The sequence below is a fragment of the Burkholderia sp. AU31652 genome, assembly GCF_002223155.1.
Classification (GTDB): domain Bacteria; phylum Pseudomonadota; class Gammaproteobacteria; order Burkholderiales; family Burkholderiaceae; genus Burkholderia.
Genome location: NZ_NKFG01000003.1, coordinates 270,592 through 289,331 on the forward strand (window position 1 = coordinate 270,592; position 18,740 = coordinate 289,331).

9 protein-coding genes and 1 pseudogene are annotated in these 18,740 nt (G+C 64.0%); 5 read left to right on the forward strand and 5 right to left on the reverse strand.

The window, feature by feature from the left end:
- Window positions 1-5: 5 nt before the first annotated feature.
- The 5 genes from CFB40_RS03855 to CFB40_RS03875 form a co-directional block, all read right to left on the reverse strand.
- Complete coding sequence (locus CFB40_RS03855) at window positions 6-1,610, reverse strand: glycosyltransferase (RefSeq protein WP_179255251.1); 1,605 nt, start codon at window positions 1,608-1,610, stop codon at window positions 6-8.
- Between the two features lie 156 nt (window positions 1,611-1,766).
- Window positions 1,767-3,485, reverse strand: a complete 1,719-nt coding sequence (locus CFB40_RS03860; RefSeq protein ID WP_143329810.1) for a hypothetical protein — start codon at window positions 3,483-3,485, stop codon at window positions 1,767-1,769.
- Window positions 3,486-3,633: 148 nt separating this feature from the next.
- A complete protein-coding gene (locus CFB40_RS03865; protein WP_059590821.1) occupies window positions 3,634-4,287 on the reverse strand; it encodes an ABC transporter ATP-binding protein in 654 nt (217 codons plus the stop codon).
- Window positions 4,284-5,093: an ABC transporter permease gene (locus tag CFB40_RS03870; protein ID WP_089430653.1), complete on the reverse strand. Its 810-nt coding sequence runs from the start codon at window positions 5,091-5,093 to the stop codon at window positions 4,284-4,286. Before CFB40_RS03870 ends, CFB40_RS03865 begins: the two co-directional genes overlap by 4 nt.
- Entirely contained in the window at window positions 5,086-6,180 is a 1,095-nt protein-coding gene (locus tag CFB40_RS03875; RefSeq protein WP_226274929.1) for a hypothetical protein, read from the reverse strand. Before CFB40_RS03875 ends, CFB40_RS03870 begins: the two co-directional genes overlap by 8 nt.
- Window positions 6,181-6,666: 486 nt before the next feature.
- Here CFB40_RS03875 and CFB40_RS03880 point away from each other — a divergent pair, with 486 nt between their 5' ends.
- From CFB40_RS03880 to CFB40_RS03900, 5 genes and pseudogenes are all read left to right on the forward strand, one after another.
- A complete protein-coding gene (locus tag CFB40_RS03880; RefSeq protein ID WP_089430654.1) occupies window positions 6,667-7,872 on the forward strand; it encodes a capsule biosynthesis protein in 1,206 nt (401 codons plus the stop codon).
- Window positions 7,865-8,656, forward strand: coding sequence for an SDR family NAD(P)-dependent oxidoreductase (locus CFB40_RS03885; protein WP_089430655.1), 792 nt, complete (start codon window positions 7,865-7,867; stop codon window positions 8,654-8,656). Before CFB40_RS03880 ends, CFB40_RS03885 begins: the two co-directional genes overlap by 8 nt.
- Window positions 8,657-8,673: 17 nt before the next feature.
- Window positions 8,674-10,185, forward strand: a complete 1,512-nt coding sequence (locus CFB40_RS03890) for an LTA synthase family protein (protein ID WP_089430656.1) — start codon at window positions 8,674-8,676, stop codon at window positions 10,183-10,185.
- Between the two features lie 3 nt (window positions 10,186-10,188).
- Window positions 10,189-17,824 (forward strand): annotated as a pseudogene (locus CFB40_RS03895) (SDR family NAD(P)-dependent oxidoreductase).
- On the forward strand, window positions 17,821-18,738 hold the full coding sequence (locus CFB40_RS03900) for a UDP-3-O-acyl N-acetylglycosamine deacetylase (RefSeq protein ID WP_089430657.1): 918 nt from the start codon (window positions 17,821-17,823) through the stop codon (window positions 18,736-18,738). The pseudogene CFB40_RS03895 and the gene CFB40_RS03900 overlap by 4 nt, the downstream one beginning before the upstream one ends.
- The last annotated feature ends 2 nt before the right edge of the window (window positions 18,739-18,740 follow it).

Consider the following 18,740-nt stretch of genomic DNA (forward strand, 5'->3'; position numbering starts at 1 on the left):
TTCCATCAAACGACTAGCAGATGTGATGCCGTGCGGCTCTTGTCCATTTTCGGTGCTCGCTTGGAGCTCAGGATGCCGATGTTCTGCGCCGTCAGCTTGGCGAAATCGGCAGGACTGAGTCTGTCGTCGATCGTTTCCAGCACCGGAACGTTGTTCAGGTGACGCGAGACGCTGTCGTGGATCCGGCTGTCCCGCGGAAGCTTTTGTCGCGGCACGATGAGGCATTTTCCGGTGATGAAGTCGTCGAGGTAAGCCAGCGGGACGTTGGACAGCGCGACGAGTAGCGGATGGTCTCCCCGGCCCATCTGATGTTCCGAAATGGCGGTCATGCGGTGCGTATAGACGTCGAAGCGCGAGCAAATCAGCTTTGCCAGCTGCTTCCGGTCCTGCGCCGACGCAGTAGGATATCGATATCGAACGAGATAGCGTGCTTCTTCGTCGAGCTCGATGTTCGCCAACGGATCCAGATCGCGGTAGAGGGCCTTGGCGATCTCGATCCGTTCACCGTCGGCAAGTGGCTTCTGGCCTAGGCTCTTGGCCGTACTGTCGTCATGAACCCGCCAGCCGTAGCTGGGGTAGGGCATGTATTTGCTGGAAATCGGTTGTGAGCCGAAGTGCCGGATATAGCCGAGGGCCAGCCAGATGTCGAAGCAACTGCGATACTTTTTGACGGCATCGGGTTCCTTGTCGATCAGTTCCTTGCAAATCGACGTGCGGAACAGCGTGATGTGATGCATGTAGAAGTAATGCATCGAACTCAGCGGATCGAATGTCGGCTTGGAAAAGTGGACATTCACCCCCTGCCCGAATCGCACTTCGTCGGTATAGATGAGGTCGTGACGCTCCCCGACCTCGTTCAAGTACGCGACGATCGGCGCGAGATCCACCTCGTCGTCATGGTCGAGAATGGCGACGTACGGCGTGGTGGCGGCGTTGATGCCGCTGGTGTAGGAGGTAAAGATTCCCTGGTTGACGTCGTGCCTGACGTACCTGACGTTCGGGAAGCACGATTGCATCCTGTCGATGAACGACTCGACATGCGGTACGCCAGGGGAGTCGTTGACGACGACCCATTCGATCGAGTCACGCACGGCCCAGAGTGACGTCGCCAACCGTTCCAGGTAATAGAGCGACGTCTTGTAGAGCGGCGTGATCACGGAAATGAGCGGGGCATCCGCCCTTGCCGGCCCACGCATGACGGGGTGGTGATGGTCGCCGAGGGCATGAGGCAGCCTGGTCAGCGACGCGTATAGGCTCGAGACTTGCTCGTTGGTCGCCGTCGCGACGCGCGCAAGTGCATGCAGCGAATTCTCCAGATCATTCAGTTTCCGGTCCCGATCCTTGCGATGTCTCGTCCAAGGTGCCGTGAAGCTGAAAATTTGCTTGAGCTTGGTCGCACGAATGGCGCGGTCCAGTCCGCTCATGTCGATCGAGCGTGCGCGGGCTTCCTTCGAATTCCTCAGCTGACCGAGAATATGAAGCTTTCCGATCCCGTTGCGGATACGGCGCAAATAGTATGCATGACCCTCCTGATCGGCTTCCCTGCCCAATACCGTCCGATATGCAGCAAGCACGAATGCTTCGTCATCCAGGCCGAGCAACTCGTCCAATGTAGCAGGAGGAGCCGTGTGCGAATAAGGGGGTGAACTGACAGTCATTGGTAAACCTACCTCAATTTTTCTTGCGATGTATTTTGCTTCGGTGGTGTGGCAGGGAATCTTGGCGCTCTCCCGCCGCCTGCCATTCAGTCAATTCATCCTGCCTCGCTATCTGGCAGGGATAATCCAGCGTCCTATTCGTCGTAAGGGCGAAGTGAATTTCCACGAGGCGCTTGCCTTGATCCGCCCCAGTTCGTCGCGGGTTGCCCGCAGGTCCTGTTCGAGCATGTGGATCCGCGCGTCGGTTGCACTGCACTGCGCCTGGTATTCCGTCGCTTCCGCCTGATGCTGCCGATCGCGAGCCTGCAGTTCGCGTCGCGCCTCTTCGACATCCGCTTGAAGCGCTTTCACTTCATCGTGAAACTGCGCTTCGCGCGCGATGCGCTTGTCGTCGGCGCCGCGCAGTGCTGTTTGCGATTCGTGCAGCTGGCCAGTGAGCGTCTGGGTTTTCAGCAGGGCCGCGGCCAGGGCGGCTTCCGATTTTTCTTGGAGAAAGGTCAATTGCAGGCGATGCCCGTCGCGTTGTTCGTCAAGCGCTTGTTGCCACTGAAGTTCTCGACGCGCGTCAGCTTCGACGGAGATGCGTTTCTCGGCGACCAGGCTACTGAGATTTTGCTGAGCGGTTTCGACCGCAGCGATCAATGATTCCCGCTCACGGGAAAATTCTATCTCGAGTGCGCGGATCCGCTGATTGTGAGTGGTTTCTCGAACCAGTGCTTCCTGGTTCCAGGTCAATTCGCTTGCGGCATGCTCCGCAGTGACGCGGCTCACGGCAGCTTCGCTCAATTGGAGCGCCTGCGACAATGCGTCGATTCGAAGCGTTGCATTATGCGCGTCCGCCCTCGACTGTCGTTCGAGCTCCGTAATTTTGTCTTCGAGCAAGCGGCACAGATCCCTTTGTCGAGCGAACTCTCCGCCATTCTGCATCGCAGTCTGGTAATAGAGGTCGACCTGAGCCGATAGCGCGTCAATCAACCGAAGGGTGGGCTGCATGCCCGTGAGAGCGTGGCTCCAGGCGATGCATCGCTGCCGCAATTCGGGATCGTCCAGATCGTGCTCCTGGAGAGCGCATGCCCTGAGTGCCATGTAAGCATCCCGAACCATGGTCGGACACATGGGTTCGAGATCGAAGTCTGCGTTCGAGAAAACCGTGTGCCGCAGCGAATGGTCCAGAAACTCGGTTTCGTATGCTGCCAGACGTTGCGGGTCGATCGTCAGGCCGAAACGCATTGCGCACAAATCGATATAGGGCTGAGGCGCTTCAAGAAAGGCGTCGTAATCCACAATGCATCTGGATGCGCCGTTGGTCTGAATGAGCCCCGGCAGGACGTGCTGAAGCCACAGAAGGTAACTTTTTCCTGGAATGAAGCCGTTGCGTTCCTTGAGTGAACGAGCGACGCTCACCGGATTGCGCAAGGTGATCAGATAGTGCGTCTCGACCTGGCAATGCGCGAAGACTTGTTGCCAGAAGGGGAGCAATTTGGATACCCGCGGATCCTTGAATCCGAATACATCCGTATCGCGGATTTTCTTTTGCAGCAGATCGACTGCTTGTCCGAAAAAGCCCTTGCGGCGCAACGTGTCAAAATCGGTTTCTTCGAGCGACGTCAGATGATGCCAGTCGTTTTCCACGGCACCGAGCATAGCGATGTTGAGCGCATTGAGGTCGCTATCTTCGAAGAACCCTTTTGCGTTGTTTCCTTCAATGCCAGGAAGTAATGCGTCACCAAGCTGCACGCCCAGTACGGGGAGCATATTGGTGATTGCACTCGAGCCGCTGCGATGCATCGCAAGAACGACGATCAGTTTCTGACGGTAAGTTGCCACTCAAATACCCTTGCGCTCGCGCGCGTCGCCCTATTCGATATCTGTTGATAATCGACCAGTAGAATTGAACGGTCGATTGAATTCCGGCCTGATTTTCCGGAATGTCTTTACATCAGACTAATTGCCCGCGTCGTACGGCGATGCGGGCTCAAGCGGTGCTGGCCTGATAAAAATCGTACGCCTGGCCGACGTCCGCGAAATTGTGAAGCTTTCCCTGCACCAGTACGGCTGCGCGGTCACAGTGCTGTCGAACATAGGCGACATCGTGACTGACGATAATGAGTGCTCGATCCCGTCGCTTTTCGAACAGCTCGTGATGGCATTTCGCGTGAAAGCGACTGTCGCCAACCGCGATAATCTCGTCGATCAGGAAGCAATCAAATTCGATCGCCATCGAAATTGCGAATGCCAAGCGCGCCCGCATGCCGGAAGAATACGTCTTCACCGGTTCTCGAAGGTAGCTGCCCAGCTCCGAAAATTCTTGCACGAACGGCTCTGCGCGCTTCGCATCCGCACCGTACACCCGGCATACGAAACGCAGGTTATCCATTCCGGTCAGGCTGCCCTGGAAGGCGCCGCCGAAGGCGAGTGGCCAAGAGACGCTCATGTCGCGCGTAATACGCCCGGCCGTCGGAGGTTCTGCGCCGCTGATCATCCGGATCAACGTCGACTTCCCGGCACCGTTGCGTCCGAGAATGCCGACACGTTCGCCTTTGTTTACGGTCAGCGAAATGTCATCGAGTACCGTACGTCGGCCGGTCCGGGTGTGATAAGCCTTGCTCAGGCCTTTGAGTGCAATCATTCCGGCTCCACGTGCTTGCTGGCTTCGCGGACGAGGCACAGACCGATGAGTAGAAGAACCAGGTCGAAGGTCACCATATAACCGATGTCGTAATGTGCCTTGACGAGAGGGCCGAAATAACCAGACCGGATCATTTCTACCCCATGCACCATTGGCAGAAGCAAAACGAATTTCTGCGCATACTGAGGCATCCAGTCCACCATGAATACAGCGCCCGACAACGGAAACAACAGGTAGGCGATCGTGTGCCAGACCCGCTCGACGGTTTCGCTGCGCTCGCTCAGTGCGCCAAGCGTGAACCCGAGGCCGCAAGCGAGCGTCGCAATATGAATCCATCCGCCGAGGATCAGGGCGATGTTGTGCGGCGGCGCCATCATGCCGATCCCGATGAAGAGCACGCTCAGTACGAAAAACGACATCGTCGCGCCGGATATCTCGAGCACCAGGCGGGCCATCAGTAGATCGATCACCCTGACGTTGCGATGGTAGAGCAGGCTCTGATTCGGCTGGATCGCGAGCGAGCAGCGGCCTGCGCAATTGCGCCATAACAGCACCGTCGAATATCCGGTGACGGCAAATGCCGTGATCGGCAACGTCGAACCGTGAGTCGCCTTGGTGACGGTCCACAGGGCGGTGACGCCGAGCGTAAACATCATCGGTTCGCACATGATCCACAGGAAGCCCACGTTGTGGCGACCATAGCGCGTGATGATTTCACGCATCAGCAGCGCGCCGACGACGCGGAACTGGATGTGCAACGAGCGAAAGAAGGGCGTGTCGTGATGCACGGCGTGCCGATTAGTCATAGTGCTCTCGGACGCCGGCCAGCAACAGGCTCAAGATGCCCCAGACGATCATGCTCAACGCGAAAGTCTCGAAGATCGACTTCAGGCGTCGCGGCTCGATTGCGATGTCCGGGGTGTTGGGCTCGACAAGCCGCTCGAGATAGAGCTGCTTGCGCTGCAATTCGGCACGCGCGTTTTCCATGCCCGTCATCGCGGAAGCCAACTGCTTGTCCGCAAACTGCGACTCCAGTTGCAGGCGTGCGTATTGTGCGGCCTTGTCCGACAGGGAGCCGGTTCGGCCGGCGACACCGCTGGTGGCTGCCTCGATTTGACGCTGAAGCGTCGAAATGTTCGTTTTCAGCGTCGCGACCTGCGGGTTTGCCGGCGCGGTGGACTGCAGCTGGATCAGTTGGCTCTGTGCCGTCAGCAACTGCGATTGCAGGCTGCTGACTTGCTGCAGTTCCAGCGCGGATTGCTTGTCGGGATCGAAAACCGTGTGTGTATTCCGGTATGAGGCCAGCGCTGCGGCTGCATCCTTGGCCTTTGCGGTTGCCTGGTCGACCTGCTTCTGCGCGAATCGCACGGTATCGTTCGCGGCGCGATCATTCATGCGATTGACGAGGCCTTCGCTCAGCTCCAGCAGAGATTCGTTGATCTTTTCAGCATCCTGCGCAGTGTAGGCGCGGATCTGAAGGGTCGTAATGGCGGAGGCGGAGTCGAAGTCAACCGAGACGACATGCTTGCGATAGTATTTCAGCAAGGCTTCAAAGCTGTTGTCGAACGACTTCGAGAACCGGCTGACGAAGTCGCCGTGGTCGCCGTATGCGTTGGCAATATAGTCCGCCTTGTTCAGCTCACGTAGCGCATCGCGGGACTGGATATAGTCGACCACCGCGTAGGTGTCGTCCTGCGCGCGCGAGAAGCCGGAGCCTTGCAGCAATGCGCCCACGAAGCTCGTTTGCATTTGCCGCTGTGGGCTGCGTACAACGAAGCGCGATTCCGAGACGTAGACGTCGGATGCGATGAGACCGAAGTAGGCGACCGCGATCGCGGTCGGGACGATGACGGTGCATGCGAAGAGGCGGTTGATTCCCTTGATGCGCTCCATCAGGGGCTTCTTGCCGTTGTTGGGTGGTACAGTCGCTTCGTTGCTAGATGTGGTTTCCAACGCAATTCCCAGACTAAATATTTTTCCCATCCCGTGGCAACGGGCTTGCGAATTCCGACGAGCGGGGGCAGGGAAGCGCAACGACCGGTGCGGCGGTGCATCCCCTCTCGGCTGACAAACGTCGGAGGCGTTGCCTGCCGCATCTGGCATGCGCCGCCCATGCCAGCTTTCGCGTGAGCGAGGCGGCGAACGCAGTAGGTTTTTAAAACGAGCCGCCGATTATAGCTACGTGGAGTGACTAGCGCTATCGCTCGCTGTGACAGCGTGCAGTTGCGATATCGCTGATGTTTATATTTTCACAAAGGTACTGTATTCTCTGCCGGTTCTGGAGCACCGGTTTGCTTATTAAAACTACTGCTTAAAACTGCTGCTGGCCTGGCCGTGGGGGGGTCCTTCGGCGGGATCGTGCAGCCTTGATGCTTTCACATGCAACGCTCCTTTCTTGTCCTGCAGGGTACGGCTTCCCCTTTTTTTGGCAGGCTAGCTGCCGCGCTGCGTGAGCGCGGACACTGGGTTCGTAGGGTCAATTTTTGTGGTGGGGATCTGATTTATTCGGGTTCGAAGGGAAGCTGGAACTACTCGGACCCGGTCGAGCATTTGCTGGAATGGTACGGCGACATTGTAAAGTCGGGTAATTTTACTGATATCGTCATGTTCGGCGATTGTAGGGAAATTCATCGCCCCATCCATCCAATCGCCGAGGCGAGCGGCCTCCGGGTCCATGTGTTCGAGGAGGGATACGTCCGTCCTCATTGGCTGACGCTCGAGTGCGGCGGCGTGAATGGCCGGTCCTCGTTGCCGAAGGATCCGGCCGTTTACTACGCGGCGCGCGGCTCGATGCCCTCGGCCGGGGTCGGCCGCCCAACGGGGTACAACCTGTATGAGCGCGCGTTTCATGACATCCGCTACCGTGCCGCCAATGCGTTCCTCAGCGCCCGATTCCCTCACTATCGGAGTCACCGGCCGAAGAACGGCCTGTTTGAATACGCGGGACTGGCGTCGCGGGCGCTACTGCAGCGGCTTCACCAAGGCGAGGCCGAGCGTGTGACCGCCGAGCTTCTGGCGAAAGGCCGGGGTTTTTATCTTTTCCCGCTGCAATTGAATTCGGACGCGCAAATTATTGTCCATTCACCATTTGATGGGGTCCGAGACGCGATCGACCGTGTAATGCAATCGTTTGCGGCATACTCTGAACCGGATTCATTGCTGGTAATTAAGAATCATCCTCTTGATACGGGATTGATCGAATATCGGCGGTATACCGAAAGGCTGGCTCACGAGTTGCGCGTGGCCGACCGGGTTCGCTTTATCGACGCCGGGCATTTGCCGACGCTTCTCGATCATGCGAAGGGCGTGGTCGTGGTGAACAGCACGGTGGGCTTGTCGGCGCTGCATCATCGGCGGCCGCTGATCACGCTGGGCGACGCCATCTACTCAATTCCCGGGTTGACCTGGCAGGGAACGCTGGATGAATTCTGGGGGCAAGGGAGCGAGCCGGACATGGATCTTTATCAAGCTTTCCTAGACTACATCATGCATTACACGCAGATCAACGGCGATTTCTACACGCGTACCGGCATCGAGATGGCGGTAAAGGGATCGGTCGACCGCCTGGATCGCGCGCATGCGTAGTCAAGGGCCGGCCCACGTCGTCGTTACCGGAGCCAGCGCCGGCCTCGGTCGAGCCATTGCATTTGCCTATGCACGGCCCGGGGCTGCGCTGGGTCTGATTGGTCGCGATCGCGAGCGGATCGATGCGACCGCTGCGATCTGCCGTGCGCGCGGGGCCACGGTTGAAACAGGCGTCATCGACGTGCGTGAGGCGACGGCCGTGGCTGCGTGGCTCGACGATTTCGACACCCGGCATCCGATCGACCTGTTGATCGCGAATGCCGGTGTAGCAAGCACGATCGCATCGGCTTCGGATTGGGAGGGGTTGGAGCGCACCGCGCACGTTATCGATACCAACCTTTACGGCATGCTTAACACGGTCCTGCCCGTCGTCGAGCGGATGGGCTCGCGCGGGCGTGGCCGCGTTGCAATGGTCAGCTCGCTCGCCGCGCTGCGCGGCATGGCGATCTCGCCTGCCTATTGCGCGAGCAAATCTGCGATCAAGGCCTATGGAGACTCGGTGCGGCCGCTGCTGGCCCGCCGCGGGGTGAGGGTCACGGTGATCCTTCCCGGGTTCGTAGAGACGGCGATGAGCGACGTGTTCCCCGGCGACAAGCCATTTCTGTGGAGCGCCGAGCGTGCTGCGGCCTATATTCGCCGCCAGCTCGATGCGGGGCGCAGCGAGATCGCGTTCCCGGGCGTGCTCGCGCTGGGCATGCGCCTGCTGTCGGTTTTGCCCGCTGCGCTGGCCGATGCGATTCTCGGCCGCTTGTCGTATCTGCCGTCGAAGGACCGGGTCAATTGAGCGGGGGCCATACGTGGGTGCTTACGGCCACCGTTGCGTTGTCGTTCGCGTTCGATGCGGTCGCCGTTCCGCGCGCGCCGTTGCGGCGACCGTTGCTGTCGTCAGCACTTCACATTCTTTCTGTACTCTTTTTATTTGATCTGCTGGTCGCCGTCACGTTGCGGCCGCTCTTTTCGGCCTGCGCGACGCTCGCGCTCGTTGGTCTTGTCGCTGCAGTCAGCAATGCCAAGTACGAGTCGTTGCGCGAGCCGTTCGTATTTACCGATCTCAGTCTCTTCAGCCAGTTGTTTTCGCATCCCCGTCTCTACCTGCCGTTCCTGAGCGTGGGCAAAGTCGCCGCGATTGGGGCAGGCATCGTACTGGTGATCGCGGGCTTCGTCGTCGAGCGGCCCGTATCTTCAGGTTCACCCGCAGCGACCTGGCTTGCGGTGGCATTGCCGTTCGCGCTTGCCGTATCCGTCGCCGCTCGCCTGCTGCTCACGCTTGATCCGAACGTCGACCAGAGGCGCCATGGCTTCTTTGCCGTGTTTGTCGCCTATCTGCTCAACGGCCTGCGTCCCGCGACATTCCGGAAGTTCCGTGAAGTGATGGCGGCCGGACCATTCGCCATTGGCGAGCCGCGACGGCACCCCGATGTGATCGTGATCCAGAGTGAATCGTTCTTCGACGTGCGCCGGCTTGGCGACACGATCGCGCCCGGGCTTTTCAGGTGCTTCGACGACGCGCGCCGTGAGGCCGTCTGGCGCGGCGAGATGACCGTTCCTGCCTGGGGCGCGAATACCATGCGTACGGAGTTTGCTGTGCTGACCGGCACGGAATCCTTTGCGCTTGGCTATGCACGCTTTTATCCGTACGCCTTTGTCAGGCGTCGAATCGCGTCACTCGCATCCTGGCTGGGATGTGGCGGTTACGAGACAGCTGCAATACACCCCTATTACGCGGATTTCTTCGGGCGGAACCGTGTATTTCCGCTCCTCGGCTTTGCCCGTTTCCTCGATATCGATCATTTTGCGTCCGCTTCGCGTGCCGGTCCGTACGTGGCGGATGCAGCCGTTGCCGACGCAATCGTTTCGACGCTGGAGGCGGCGGACCGTGACCGCCCACAGTTCATCTTCGCCATGACAATGGAGAACCACGGTCCGTTGCACCTCGAGCACGTTTTGCCCGGCGAATCGTCTTCAAGGCATACTCTCGGCGAAGACCCATCCTGGCGCGACCTGACAGCCTACTTGCGGCACATTGAAAACGCCGACGCTATGATCGGCCGCTTGCTCGATCATTTGCGCGCCAGCGATCGTGAAACAGTCGTTTGTTTTTACGGCGACCATGTTCCCGCGTTACCTCACGTATTCGAAAAGCTGGGCGTTTCTCCACAAACCAGCGACTACTTTATTTGGCGAAATTACGGCACAGATGCTCCCGAATGCCGGAATTTGGCGGCCGAAGAGCTTGGGGCGGCGCTGCTGCATGTGGTACAAGATGACGGAAATCGCGCGGAACAGCCGCACGCATCCGAGAAAGCGACATAAAAGATGAACAGTAAGATTGCAATAATTGGGGTGGCTTGTCGGTTTCCCGGGAGCGCTAACAATCTTGGCGACTTCTGGCAACTGCTGCGCGACGAACGCGACGCAGTCACCGAAATCCCCGCCGACCGCTTCGGCACCGATTTCTACCAGCACCCGTCCAAGCGCGAGCCGGGCAAGAGCTACACGTTCTCGGCCGGCGTCGTCGACAACGTCGCCGGCTTCGATGCCGCGTTCTTCGGCATTTCCCCGCGCGAAGCGGCCCAGATGGATCCCCAGCAGCGCCTGCTGCTCGAACTCGCATGGGAAGCGTTCGAGGACGCGGGCGTGCGCCCGGCCGACATGCGCGGCAGCAACTGCGGCGTCTTCGTCGGCGCCGCCAGCATGGATTACGGCAACCGCAACATGGACGATCTGAACGTGATCGATCCATATTCGGCGACCGGCAACACCCTGAGCATCGCGTCGAACCGCGTGTCCTATCTGTTCGACCTGCGCGGCCCGAGCATGTCCGTCGACACGGCTTGCTCGTCGTCGCTCGTCGCACTCCACCAGGCCGTCAAGGCGCTGCAGTCCGGCGAAGCCGACGTGGCGCTCGCGGGCGGCGTCAACCTGCTGCTGCACCCGTTCGGCTTCGTCAGCTTCTCCAAGGCGTCGATGCTGTCGCCGCGCGGCCGTTGCCGCACGTTCGATGCAACCGGCGACGGCTATGTCCGCTCGGAAGGCGGCGCGTTCGTGCTGCTCAAGCCGCTCGATCGCGCGCTCGCCGACGGCGACACGATTCACGCGGTGATCGCCGGCTCCGGCGTGAACTCGGTCGGCCACTCGCCGGGCGGCATCAGCGTGCCGGGCGCGGCCGCGCAGGCGTCGCTGCTGCGCAGCGTGTACGCGCGCGCGGGCATCGATCCGCAGTCGCTGGCGTATCTCGAAGCGCACGGCACCGGCACGGCGGTCGGCGATCCGATCGAAGCGCGTGCGCTGATCGACGTCGTGTCGGGCGAGCGCCCGGCGGACCGTCCGCTGCTCATCGGTTCGGTCAAGACCAACATCGGCCATCTCGAGACCGCATCCGGCATGGCCGGGCTGCTGAAGGCCGTGCTGTGCCTGAAGCATCGCGCGGTACCGCGCTCGCTGCATTTCGTCACGCCCAATCCTGGGATCGATTTCGACGGCGGGCGTCTGCGCGTCGTCGATCGCTACATGCCGCTCGACGCGGGCGACGCGCCGCTGACGGTCGGCGTCAACTCGTTCGGCTTCGGCGGAACGAACGCACACGTCGTGCTGACGGAGGCGCCGGCTGCAAACGAGGCGTCGGCGGCCGCGCGTGAGCCCGAGCCGACACAAGCGAAACTGTCTCCGCTCGTCCTGACCGCGCGCAGCGCGAATGCGCTCGGCGCGCTCGCGGGCCGCTATCTGACGATGCTCGACAACGGCGGCGACTGGCAGGCGCTGGCCGCCGCGGCCGCACGTCGTCGCCAGTGGCTCGAACATCGCGCGATCGTCGCGCCGGCCGACCAAGCCGAAGGCTGCACGGCGCTTGCGGCACTGGCCCAGCCGGCAGCGGAAGGCCTGCCGGCCTGCGTGGCAACCGGCCAGGCCCCGGCCGACGCGGTCCGCACCGCGCTCGTCTTCTCGGGCAACGGCTGCCAGTGGGTCGGGATGGGCAACGAACTCTATGCGGAGAACGCCGTGTTCCGCGCGGCGCTCGACGAAGTCGACGCGCTGTGGTGCGCCGATGGCAGCCCGTCGCTCGTCGACGTGATGCGCGGCGGCCCGAGCGCGGAATGGTTGGCCGGCGCGGGCGCCGAATGGCTCGCCGCGACGGAGAACGCGCAGCCGCTGCTGTTCGCGATCCAGGTCGGCATGATTCGCGTGATCGACGCGCGCGGGATGCGTTACGACGCGGCGATCGGCCATAGCGTCGGCGAGATTGCCGCGGCGTGGGTGACGGGCGCGCTGTCGCTCGCCGACGCGGTTCGCGTGATCAAGATCCGCAGCCGCGCGCAAGCGATGACGCGCGGCAGCGGCCGGATGGCGGCGGTCGGCATCGGCGACGCGGCGGCGCGCGAACTGATCGCGCGCCACGGGCTGGCGCGGCGCGTCGAGATCGCGGGCATCAACAGCCCCGACGCGGTGACGCTCGCGGGCGAGCTGCAGGGCCTGCAGGCATTGGAGGCCGCGTTGCGCGGCAGCGGCAAGTTCTTCCAGATGCTGGATCTCGACTACGCGTTCCACAGCAGCCACATGGACCGCATCGAGCCGGTCGTGCTGGCCGAGGGCGAGCCTGCGGCCGCAGCCGGGCAACGGCACGTTCGTGTCGACCGTGACCGGTGGCGCGCTGGCCGGCACCGAGCTCGATGCTCGTTACTGGTGGCGCAACATTCGCGAGCCGGTGCGCTTCGGCGACGGCATCGCGCATCTGATCGAGCAGGGCGTCCGGCTGTTCGTCGAGGTCTCGCCGCATTCGATCCTGCGCACGTACGTGAAGCAGGCATTCGCGGCCGCCGGCGCGACCGGCGTGGCGCTGCCGACGCTCAAGCGCGATCACGGCAGCGCTGCGACGCTGCGGCAAGCGATTCTCGCGGCGATCGCGCACGGTGCGAGCGTCGATCCCGACCGCTTCGCGCCGGGCGAAGCGCGTGCTGCATTGCCGTCCTATCCATGGCAGCGCGACCATTTCTGGCTGACGCCGACCGTCGAAGGCTATGGCCTCGTCAATCGTCGCCGCGAGCATCCGCTGCTCGGCTATCGTCTCCACGAGCACGCATTCGCGTGGGAAAACCAGCTCGATCCGGCGAAGCTGCCGATGCTGGCCGATCACGTCGTCGACGGCGGCGTGGCGTTCCCGGGAGCAGGGTACGTGGAGATGGCGCTCGCCGCGGCACGCACCTTCTTCGATACGCCGGATGCGGCGCTCGAAAACGTCGAGATCCGCACGCCGGTGGTATTCCAGCCGCAGCAGGCGAAGCTGTTCCGGCTCGTGATCGAGCCGCGTACCGCGACCTTCACGATCGAGACGCGCGACCGGATGTCCGACGGAGCATGGACGCTGAACGTGACGGGGCGGATGCTGGAAAGCGGCAACACGCTCGGCGATGCGAGCGTCGTGCCGTCCGACGCGCTCGATCGTCTGCTCGCGTTGCCCGCGGCCGACGGCGACACGCTGTATGCAAACACGGCGGCCATCGGCCTCAGCTACGGGCCGGCATTCCGCTGGGTCCGCACCGTGCGGGTCTCCGCGGATGACGGCGCGGCGCTGGCCGACGTTGCGGTGCCGGCAGCATGCGGTGACGCGCGGGCATTGTCTGCCTATCTGCTGCATCCGGCGCTGATGGACAGCGGGTTTCATCCGCTGTTCGCACTGCTTGCCGCGCACGCGCGCGAAGGCGAGCATCCGGCTTACGTGCCGGTGCAGATCGGCCGGGTCGACTATCTGCGCGGCGACACGGTCGAACGGGTACTGGTGCGGATCGACCGGCACAGCCCGCATTCGATCGTCGCGCATTTCGAATTCCTCGACGCGCGCGGCGCGATCGTCGCGCGGCTCGGCGCATGCCGGTTCCGGCGTGTCGATCTGGTCGGCCGTCGGCAGAACCTGCCCGCGCGCTTCGTCTACCGCCTTGAAGAAGTGCCGCTGCCGGGTGACGTCAATGCAGCCGGTTTGCCGGCCCCCGACGCGTTGCTCGCGCTTGCTGCCGCACGGCTCGATGCAGCCGGGCACGACGGCCGCCGGACGCAGCATCTGACCGAAATCCTGCCGCTGCTCGACGTGCTGGCGAGCCTCTACGCGCTCCGCGCGTTCGATGCGCTCGGCGCGTTCGGCGGGGCATGGCAGCCGGCGGCCGGGCGTGAGGCATTGGCCGCACGTCTTGCCGATATGCTGGTCGAAGACGGTCTCGCTCATCGCGATGGCGCGCTGCTCGTGCGCGACGACGCGGCGTGCGCGGCGTTGCCGCCGCTCGACGAGCTGTGGCGCGGGCTGCTGGCCGAATCGCCGGGTCACGTGGCCGAGCTGACGCTGCTCGCGCATTGCGGCGCGGCGTTGCCGGACGTGCTGAATGGCGCGAAGGACGGCGCCCGCCTGCTGTCGCCGACCGGCCACAGCCTGGTCGAACAACTCCTTGCCGCATCGCCGACGTGGCAGCACGTGCACGCGTTGCTGACCGCAAGCGTCGAGCAGGCAGTCGGCGCATGGCAACCGGCACGCCGGTTGCGTGTGCTCGAGCTGGGCGCGACGGACGGTGACGTGCTGCAGACGCTCGGCATGCATCTCGCGGCCGCGCGCTGCGATCACACAATTGCGGCGACTGCCGGTCAACTCGCCGGGTTCGACGCCGATGCGGAAGCGGCGGTGCGCACGGTTGCGTTGCAGTCGGGCGAGCGGTTGTCGCTGGCGGCTGACGAAGCCGGCCCTTACGACCTGATCGTCGCGAACCGCGCGTTGAGCGGCCGGCACGATGTGGCCGACGCGCTGAATGCAATGCGGTCATGGCTGGCGCCTGGCGGATTGCTGCTGCTGGCCGAATCGCGTCGCGGCCGTTTCTCCGACATCGTATTCGGCGCGCAGGCTTCGTCGACGGAAGCCGATGCGCCCGTGCCGCTGGTGCCCGCGGATCTCGATGCGGCGCTCGAACGCGCGGGCTTCGTCGACATCGTGCGGCACGTCGAGCAATCGCTCGATCTGGACGGCACGCCGACGTTCGTCATCGCGCGCAACCCCGCGAGCGCCGTTGTCGCGCAACGCGGCGAGGAACCGAGCGATCTCGATACGCTTGCACGCAGCGAGCAATGGCTCGTCGTGCACGCACCGGATGCCGCCGGCAGTTTCGGCGGGCGGCTCGCCGATGCACTGGCGCGCGCGGGCTATCCGGCCGATATCGTCGACGTCACGCACGCGGCCGATGCGATCGCGTCGTTGCCGGCCGGGCGGCCGGCGCATGTCGTGTTCTGCGCGCCGGAAACGCCGCTCGCCGAATCGGCGACGGGCGATGGCCTGATGGCCGCGCAGCGTAACGGCGTGATCGCTCTTGCGGAACTCGTTCGCACGCTCGGTGCGCAGCCGAACGCGGCCACGCGGCTGACCGTCGTCACGCGTGGCGGCGCGCCGTTCGCCGGGACCGCGAATGCGCATCCGGAACAGGCCACGCTGTGGGGTCTCGGTCGCGTGCTGGCGAACGAGCATCCCGAACTCGCGTGCCGCCTGATCGACGTCGATCGAGCGGCGGACCGGATCCCTGACGCGCTGATTCGCGAGCTGACCGGCGCGGCGGTCGAGGAAGAAGTCGTCCTGGGTGCACACGGGCGGCAGGTGCCGCGTATGTTGACGGCCGCGCAGGCCGCGGCCCGCAACGATGGCGCGATCGCGCGTGCGGCCGTGCTCGCGTTCGACGCGCCGGGTTCGTTGCGCAATCTCGAATGGTTCGCGTTGCCGGAAAGCCCGCTGGGCGATGACGAGGTGGAGATCGAGCCCGTTGCCACCGGCCTCAATTTCCGCGACGTGATGTATGCGATGGGGCTCTTGTCCGATGAAGCAGTCGAGACCGGCTTCGCGGGCGCGACGATCGGGATGGAACTGTCCGGCCGCGTCGTGCGGGTGGGCAACGCCGTGACGGCATTCGCGCCGGGCGACGCGATGCTCGGCTTCGCGCCGGCTTCGTTCGCGACGCGCGTCAGGACGCGCGCGCAAGCAATTGCACTGAAACCCGAGCGGCTGTCGTTCGAGGAAGCGGCGACCGTGCCGACCACGTTCTTCACCGCGTACTACGCACTCGTCGAGCTTGCGCGGCTGCGTCGCGGCGAGCGTGTGCTCGTGCACGGCGGCGCGGGTGGAGTCGGGATCGCCGCGATCCAGCTCGCGCGCCACTTCGGCGCGGAAGTGTTCGCGACGGCCGGCAGCGACGAGAAGCGCGAGTTCGTGCGTCTGCTCGGCGCGGACCACGTGCTCGATTCGCGCAGCCTCGCGTTCGCGGACGAGATTCGTGCGCTGACGGGCGGCCAGGGCATCGACATCGTGCTGAATTCGCTCGCCGGCGAAGCAATGGTGCGCAGCATCGATACGCTGCGGCCGTTCGGTCGTTTCCTCGAGCTCGGCAAGCGCGATTTCTACGAAAACAGCCATATCGGGCTGCGGCCGTTCCGCAACAACATCAGCTATTTCGGCATCGACGCCGACCAGCTGATGGGGGCGCTCCCGGAGCTGACCGCGCGCCTGTTCGGCGAAGTGATGGCGCTGTTCGAGGCAGGCGTGCTGCATCCGCTGCCGTATCGCGCGTTTCCGGCCGAACGGGCGGAAGATGCGTTCCGCTACATGCAGCAGGCGCGCCAGATCGGCAAGGTGCTCGTGACCTATCCGTCCGGCACGCCGGCCCCGACGCGCGGCGTCACGCGCGCGGGTTCGCTCGCGCTCGATCCGCTTGGCACGTACCTGGTGGTCGGCGGCACGGGCGGGCTAGGTTTCGCGAGCGCGCGCTGGATGGTCGAGCGCGGCGCACGCCGGCTGACGCTGGCGAGCCGTTCCGGCGAGCTCGCTGCGGCCGCACGCGAGGAAGTCGAGCGCTGGCGCACGACGCTCGGCGTTACGGTCGATGTCGTGTCGTGCGATGTGACCGACGCCGCGGCGGTCGACGCGATGATCGATGCGATCGTCCGGCGCGGCAGTCCGCTCAAGGGCGTGCTGCATTCCGCGATGTCGATCGATGACGGCCTCGTGCGCAATCTCGACGATGCGCGCATGGCCGCGGTGCTCGCACCGAAGGTGGCCGGCGCGTGGAACCTGCATCGCGCGACGCGCGCGTTGTCGCTTGACCTGTTCGTGGTCTATTCGTCGGCGACGACCTATCTCGGCAATCCGGGGCAGTCGAACTACGTCGCGGCCAACACCTTCCTCGAGGCGCTCGTCGAACATCGTCGCGCGGCGGGATTGCCGGGCACGTTCATGGCCTGGGGGCCGCTCGAGGACGTCGGCTTCCTCGCACGCCACGCGGATACGCGCGAGGCGCTGCAGTCGCGGATCGGCGGTGCGTCGATCACCTCCGACGAGGCGATGGTCGCGCTCGAACGCACGCTGGTCGCGGGCGCGGCCGGCGAGGCCGTGGTCCGGCTCGACTGGCACGCGGTAGCGCGCGGGATGCCGGCCGCGAAGGCGCGCCGGTATTCGCTGCTGCAATCGCACGCGAGCGGCGGCGATGCGCGCGATGGCGGCACGCAGTTGCGGGAAGAAGTGCTGGCGTTGCCGCGCGACGAGGCGATCGCGCTGGTGGCGCGGACGCTGCAGGCGCAGATCGCGCGGATTTTGCACATGACGCCGGACCGCATCGCGCTCGACAAGTCGGTGCTCGACATGGGCATGGATTCGCTGATGGGGATGGAACTCGGTCTCGCGGTCGAGGAAGCGTTCGAGGTCAAGCTGTCGGTGATGGCGATTGCCGAAGGCGCGTCGGTGACGACGCTGGCCGGACGTATCGTCGATTCGATCGGCGCGTCGACCGATGCGGATGCCGGTTCCGCGACGGATGCCGCGCAGGAGGCCGTCGCGGCGCTCGCGGCGAAGCATGCGATCGACGGCGAAGCGCGCGCGATGCTCGATGCGCGGCAGGCGCCCGTGGCGGGCCAGGCGTCGCCGACGCTGGAGGTCGCGCGATGAGCGCGCCGTCCGGGTGGGCGACGCGTCAGGGCACGCTGGCACGGCCGCTGGCGATCGACGGTCACGGGCTGCACACGGGGCGCCGGGTGGGTGTGCGGATCCTGCCCGGGCGTCCGGAAGAGGGCGTGACGGGCATCGCGTTCCGTCGCGTCGCGCAGGGGCGCACGCTCGCGACGCTGCCGGTCGATCCCGCGCTGCGCCGCGCGCAGCCGCTGTGCACGATGCTGCGCAATGCCGACGGCGTCGGCGTTCGCACGATCGAGCACCTGCTCGCGTCGCTGCTTGCATGCGAGATCGATCACGCGATCGTCGAGATCGATGCGGAAGAAGTGCCGATTCTCGATGGCAGCGCCGCGCCGTGGGTGGACGCCATCCGCGCGTGCGGCCGTGTCGCGCTCGATGCGCCGAAGCGCTTCATCCGCGTGCTGCGGCCAGTCGTCGTCACGGACGGCGACGGCGACCAGCGGCGCGAAATGCGGATCGAACCGGCGCCGCGTTATGAGTTGAGCGTGCGCAACGACCTGCGCGGCTTCGGCGACATGCACTGGGACGGGGCGCTGACGCCGGCCGCATTCGCGACCGAAATTGCGCCGTCGCGCTCGTATGGCCGCGTGAAGTGGGCGGTACCCGCGATCGTCGCCGGCTATCTGCGCGGGGTGCCGATCCTGCGCGGCGCGCGGCCGTCGTGCACGGCGTCCATCGTCGGCAATCGCGTGCTGGGCGGGATGCGGCTGCCGGAAGAGTTCGTCCGGCATCGCGTGCTCGACCTGGTCGGCGATCTCGCGCTGGCCGGCGCGCCGCTGCTGGCGCGCGTGAGCGCACTGCGGCCGAGCCACGAGATGAATTTCCGGCTGGTGGACGCGCTGCTGGCCGAACCCGATGCGTGGCAGTGGGCCGAGTTTCCCGACGCGTGACA

Bases quoted from the DNA above. Each gene is read 5' to 3' on its own strand.
- CFB40_RS03865 (WP_059590821.1), bottom strand. From the start codon at position 4,287: ATGATTGCACTCAAAGGCCTGAGCAAGGCTTATCACACCCGGACCGGC.
- CFB40_RS03870 (WP_089430653.1), bottom strand. From the start codon at position 5,093: ATGACTAATCGGCACGCCGTGCATCACGACACGCCCTTCTTTCGCTCG.
- CFB40_RS03875 (WP_226274929.1), bottom strand. From the start codon at position 6,180: ATGGAGCGCATCAAGGGAATCAACCGCCTCTTCGCATGCACCGTCATC.
- CFB40_RS03880 (WP_089430654.1), top strand. From the start codon at position 6,667: ATGCAACGCTCCTTTCTTGTCCTGCAGGGTACGGCTTCCCCTTTTTTT.
- CFB40_RS03885 (WP_089430655.1), top strand. From the start codon at position 7,865: ATGCGTAGTCAAGGGCCGGCCCACGTCGTCGTTACCGGAGCCAGCGCC.
- CFB40_RS03900 (WP_089430657.1), top strand. From the start codon at position 17,821: ATGAGCGCGCCGTCCGGGTGGGCGACGCGTCAGGGCACGCTGGCACGG.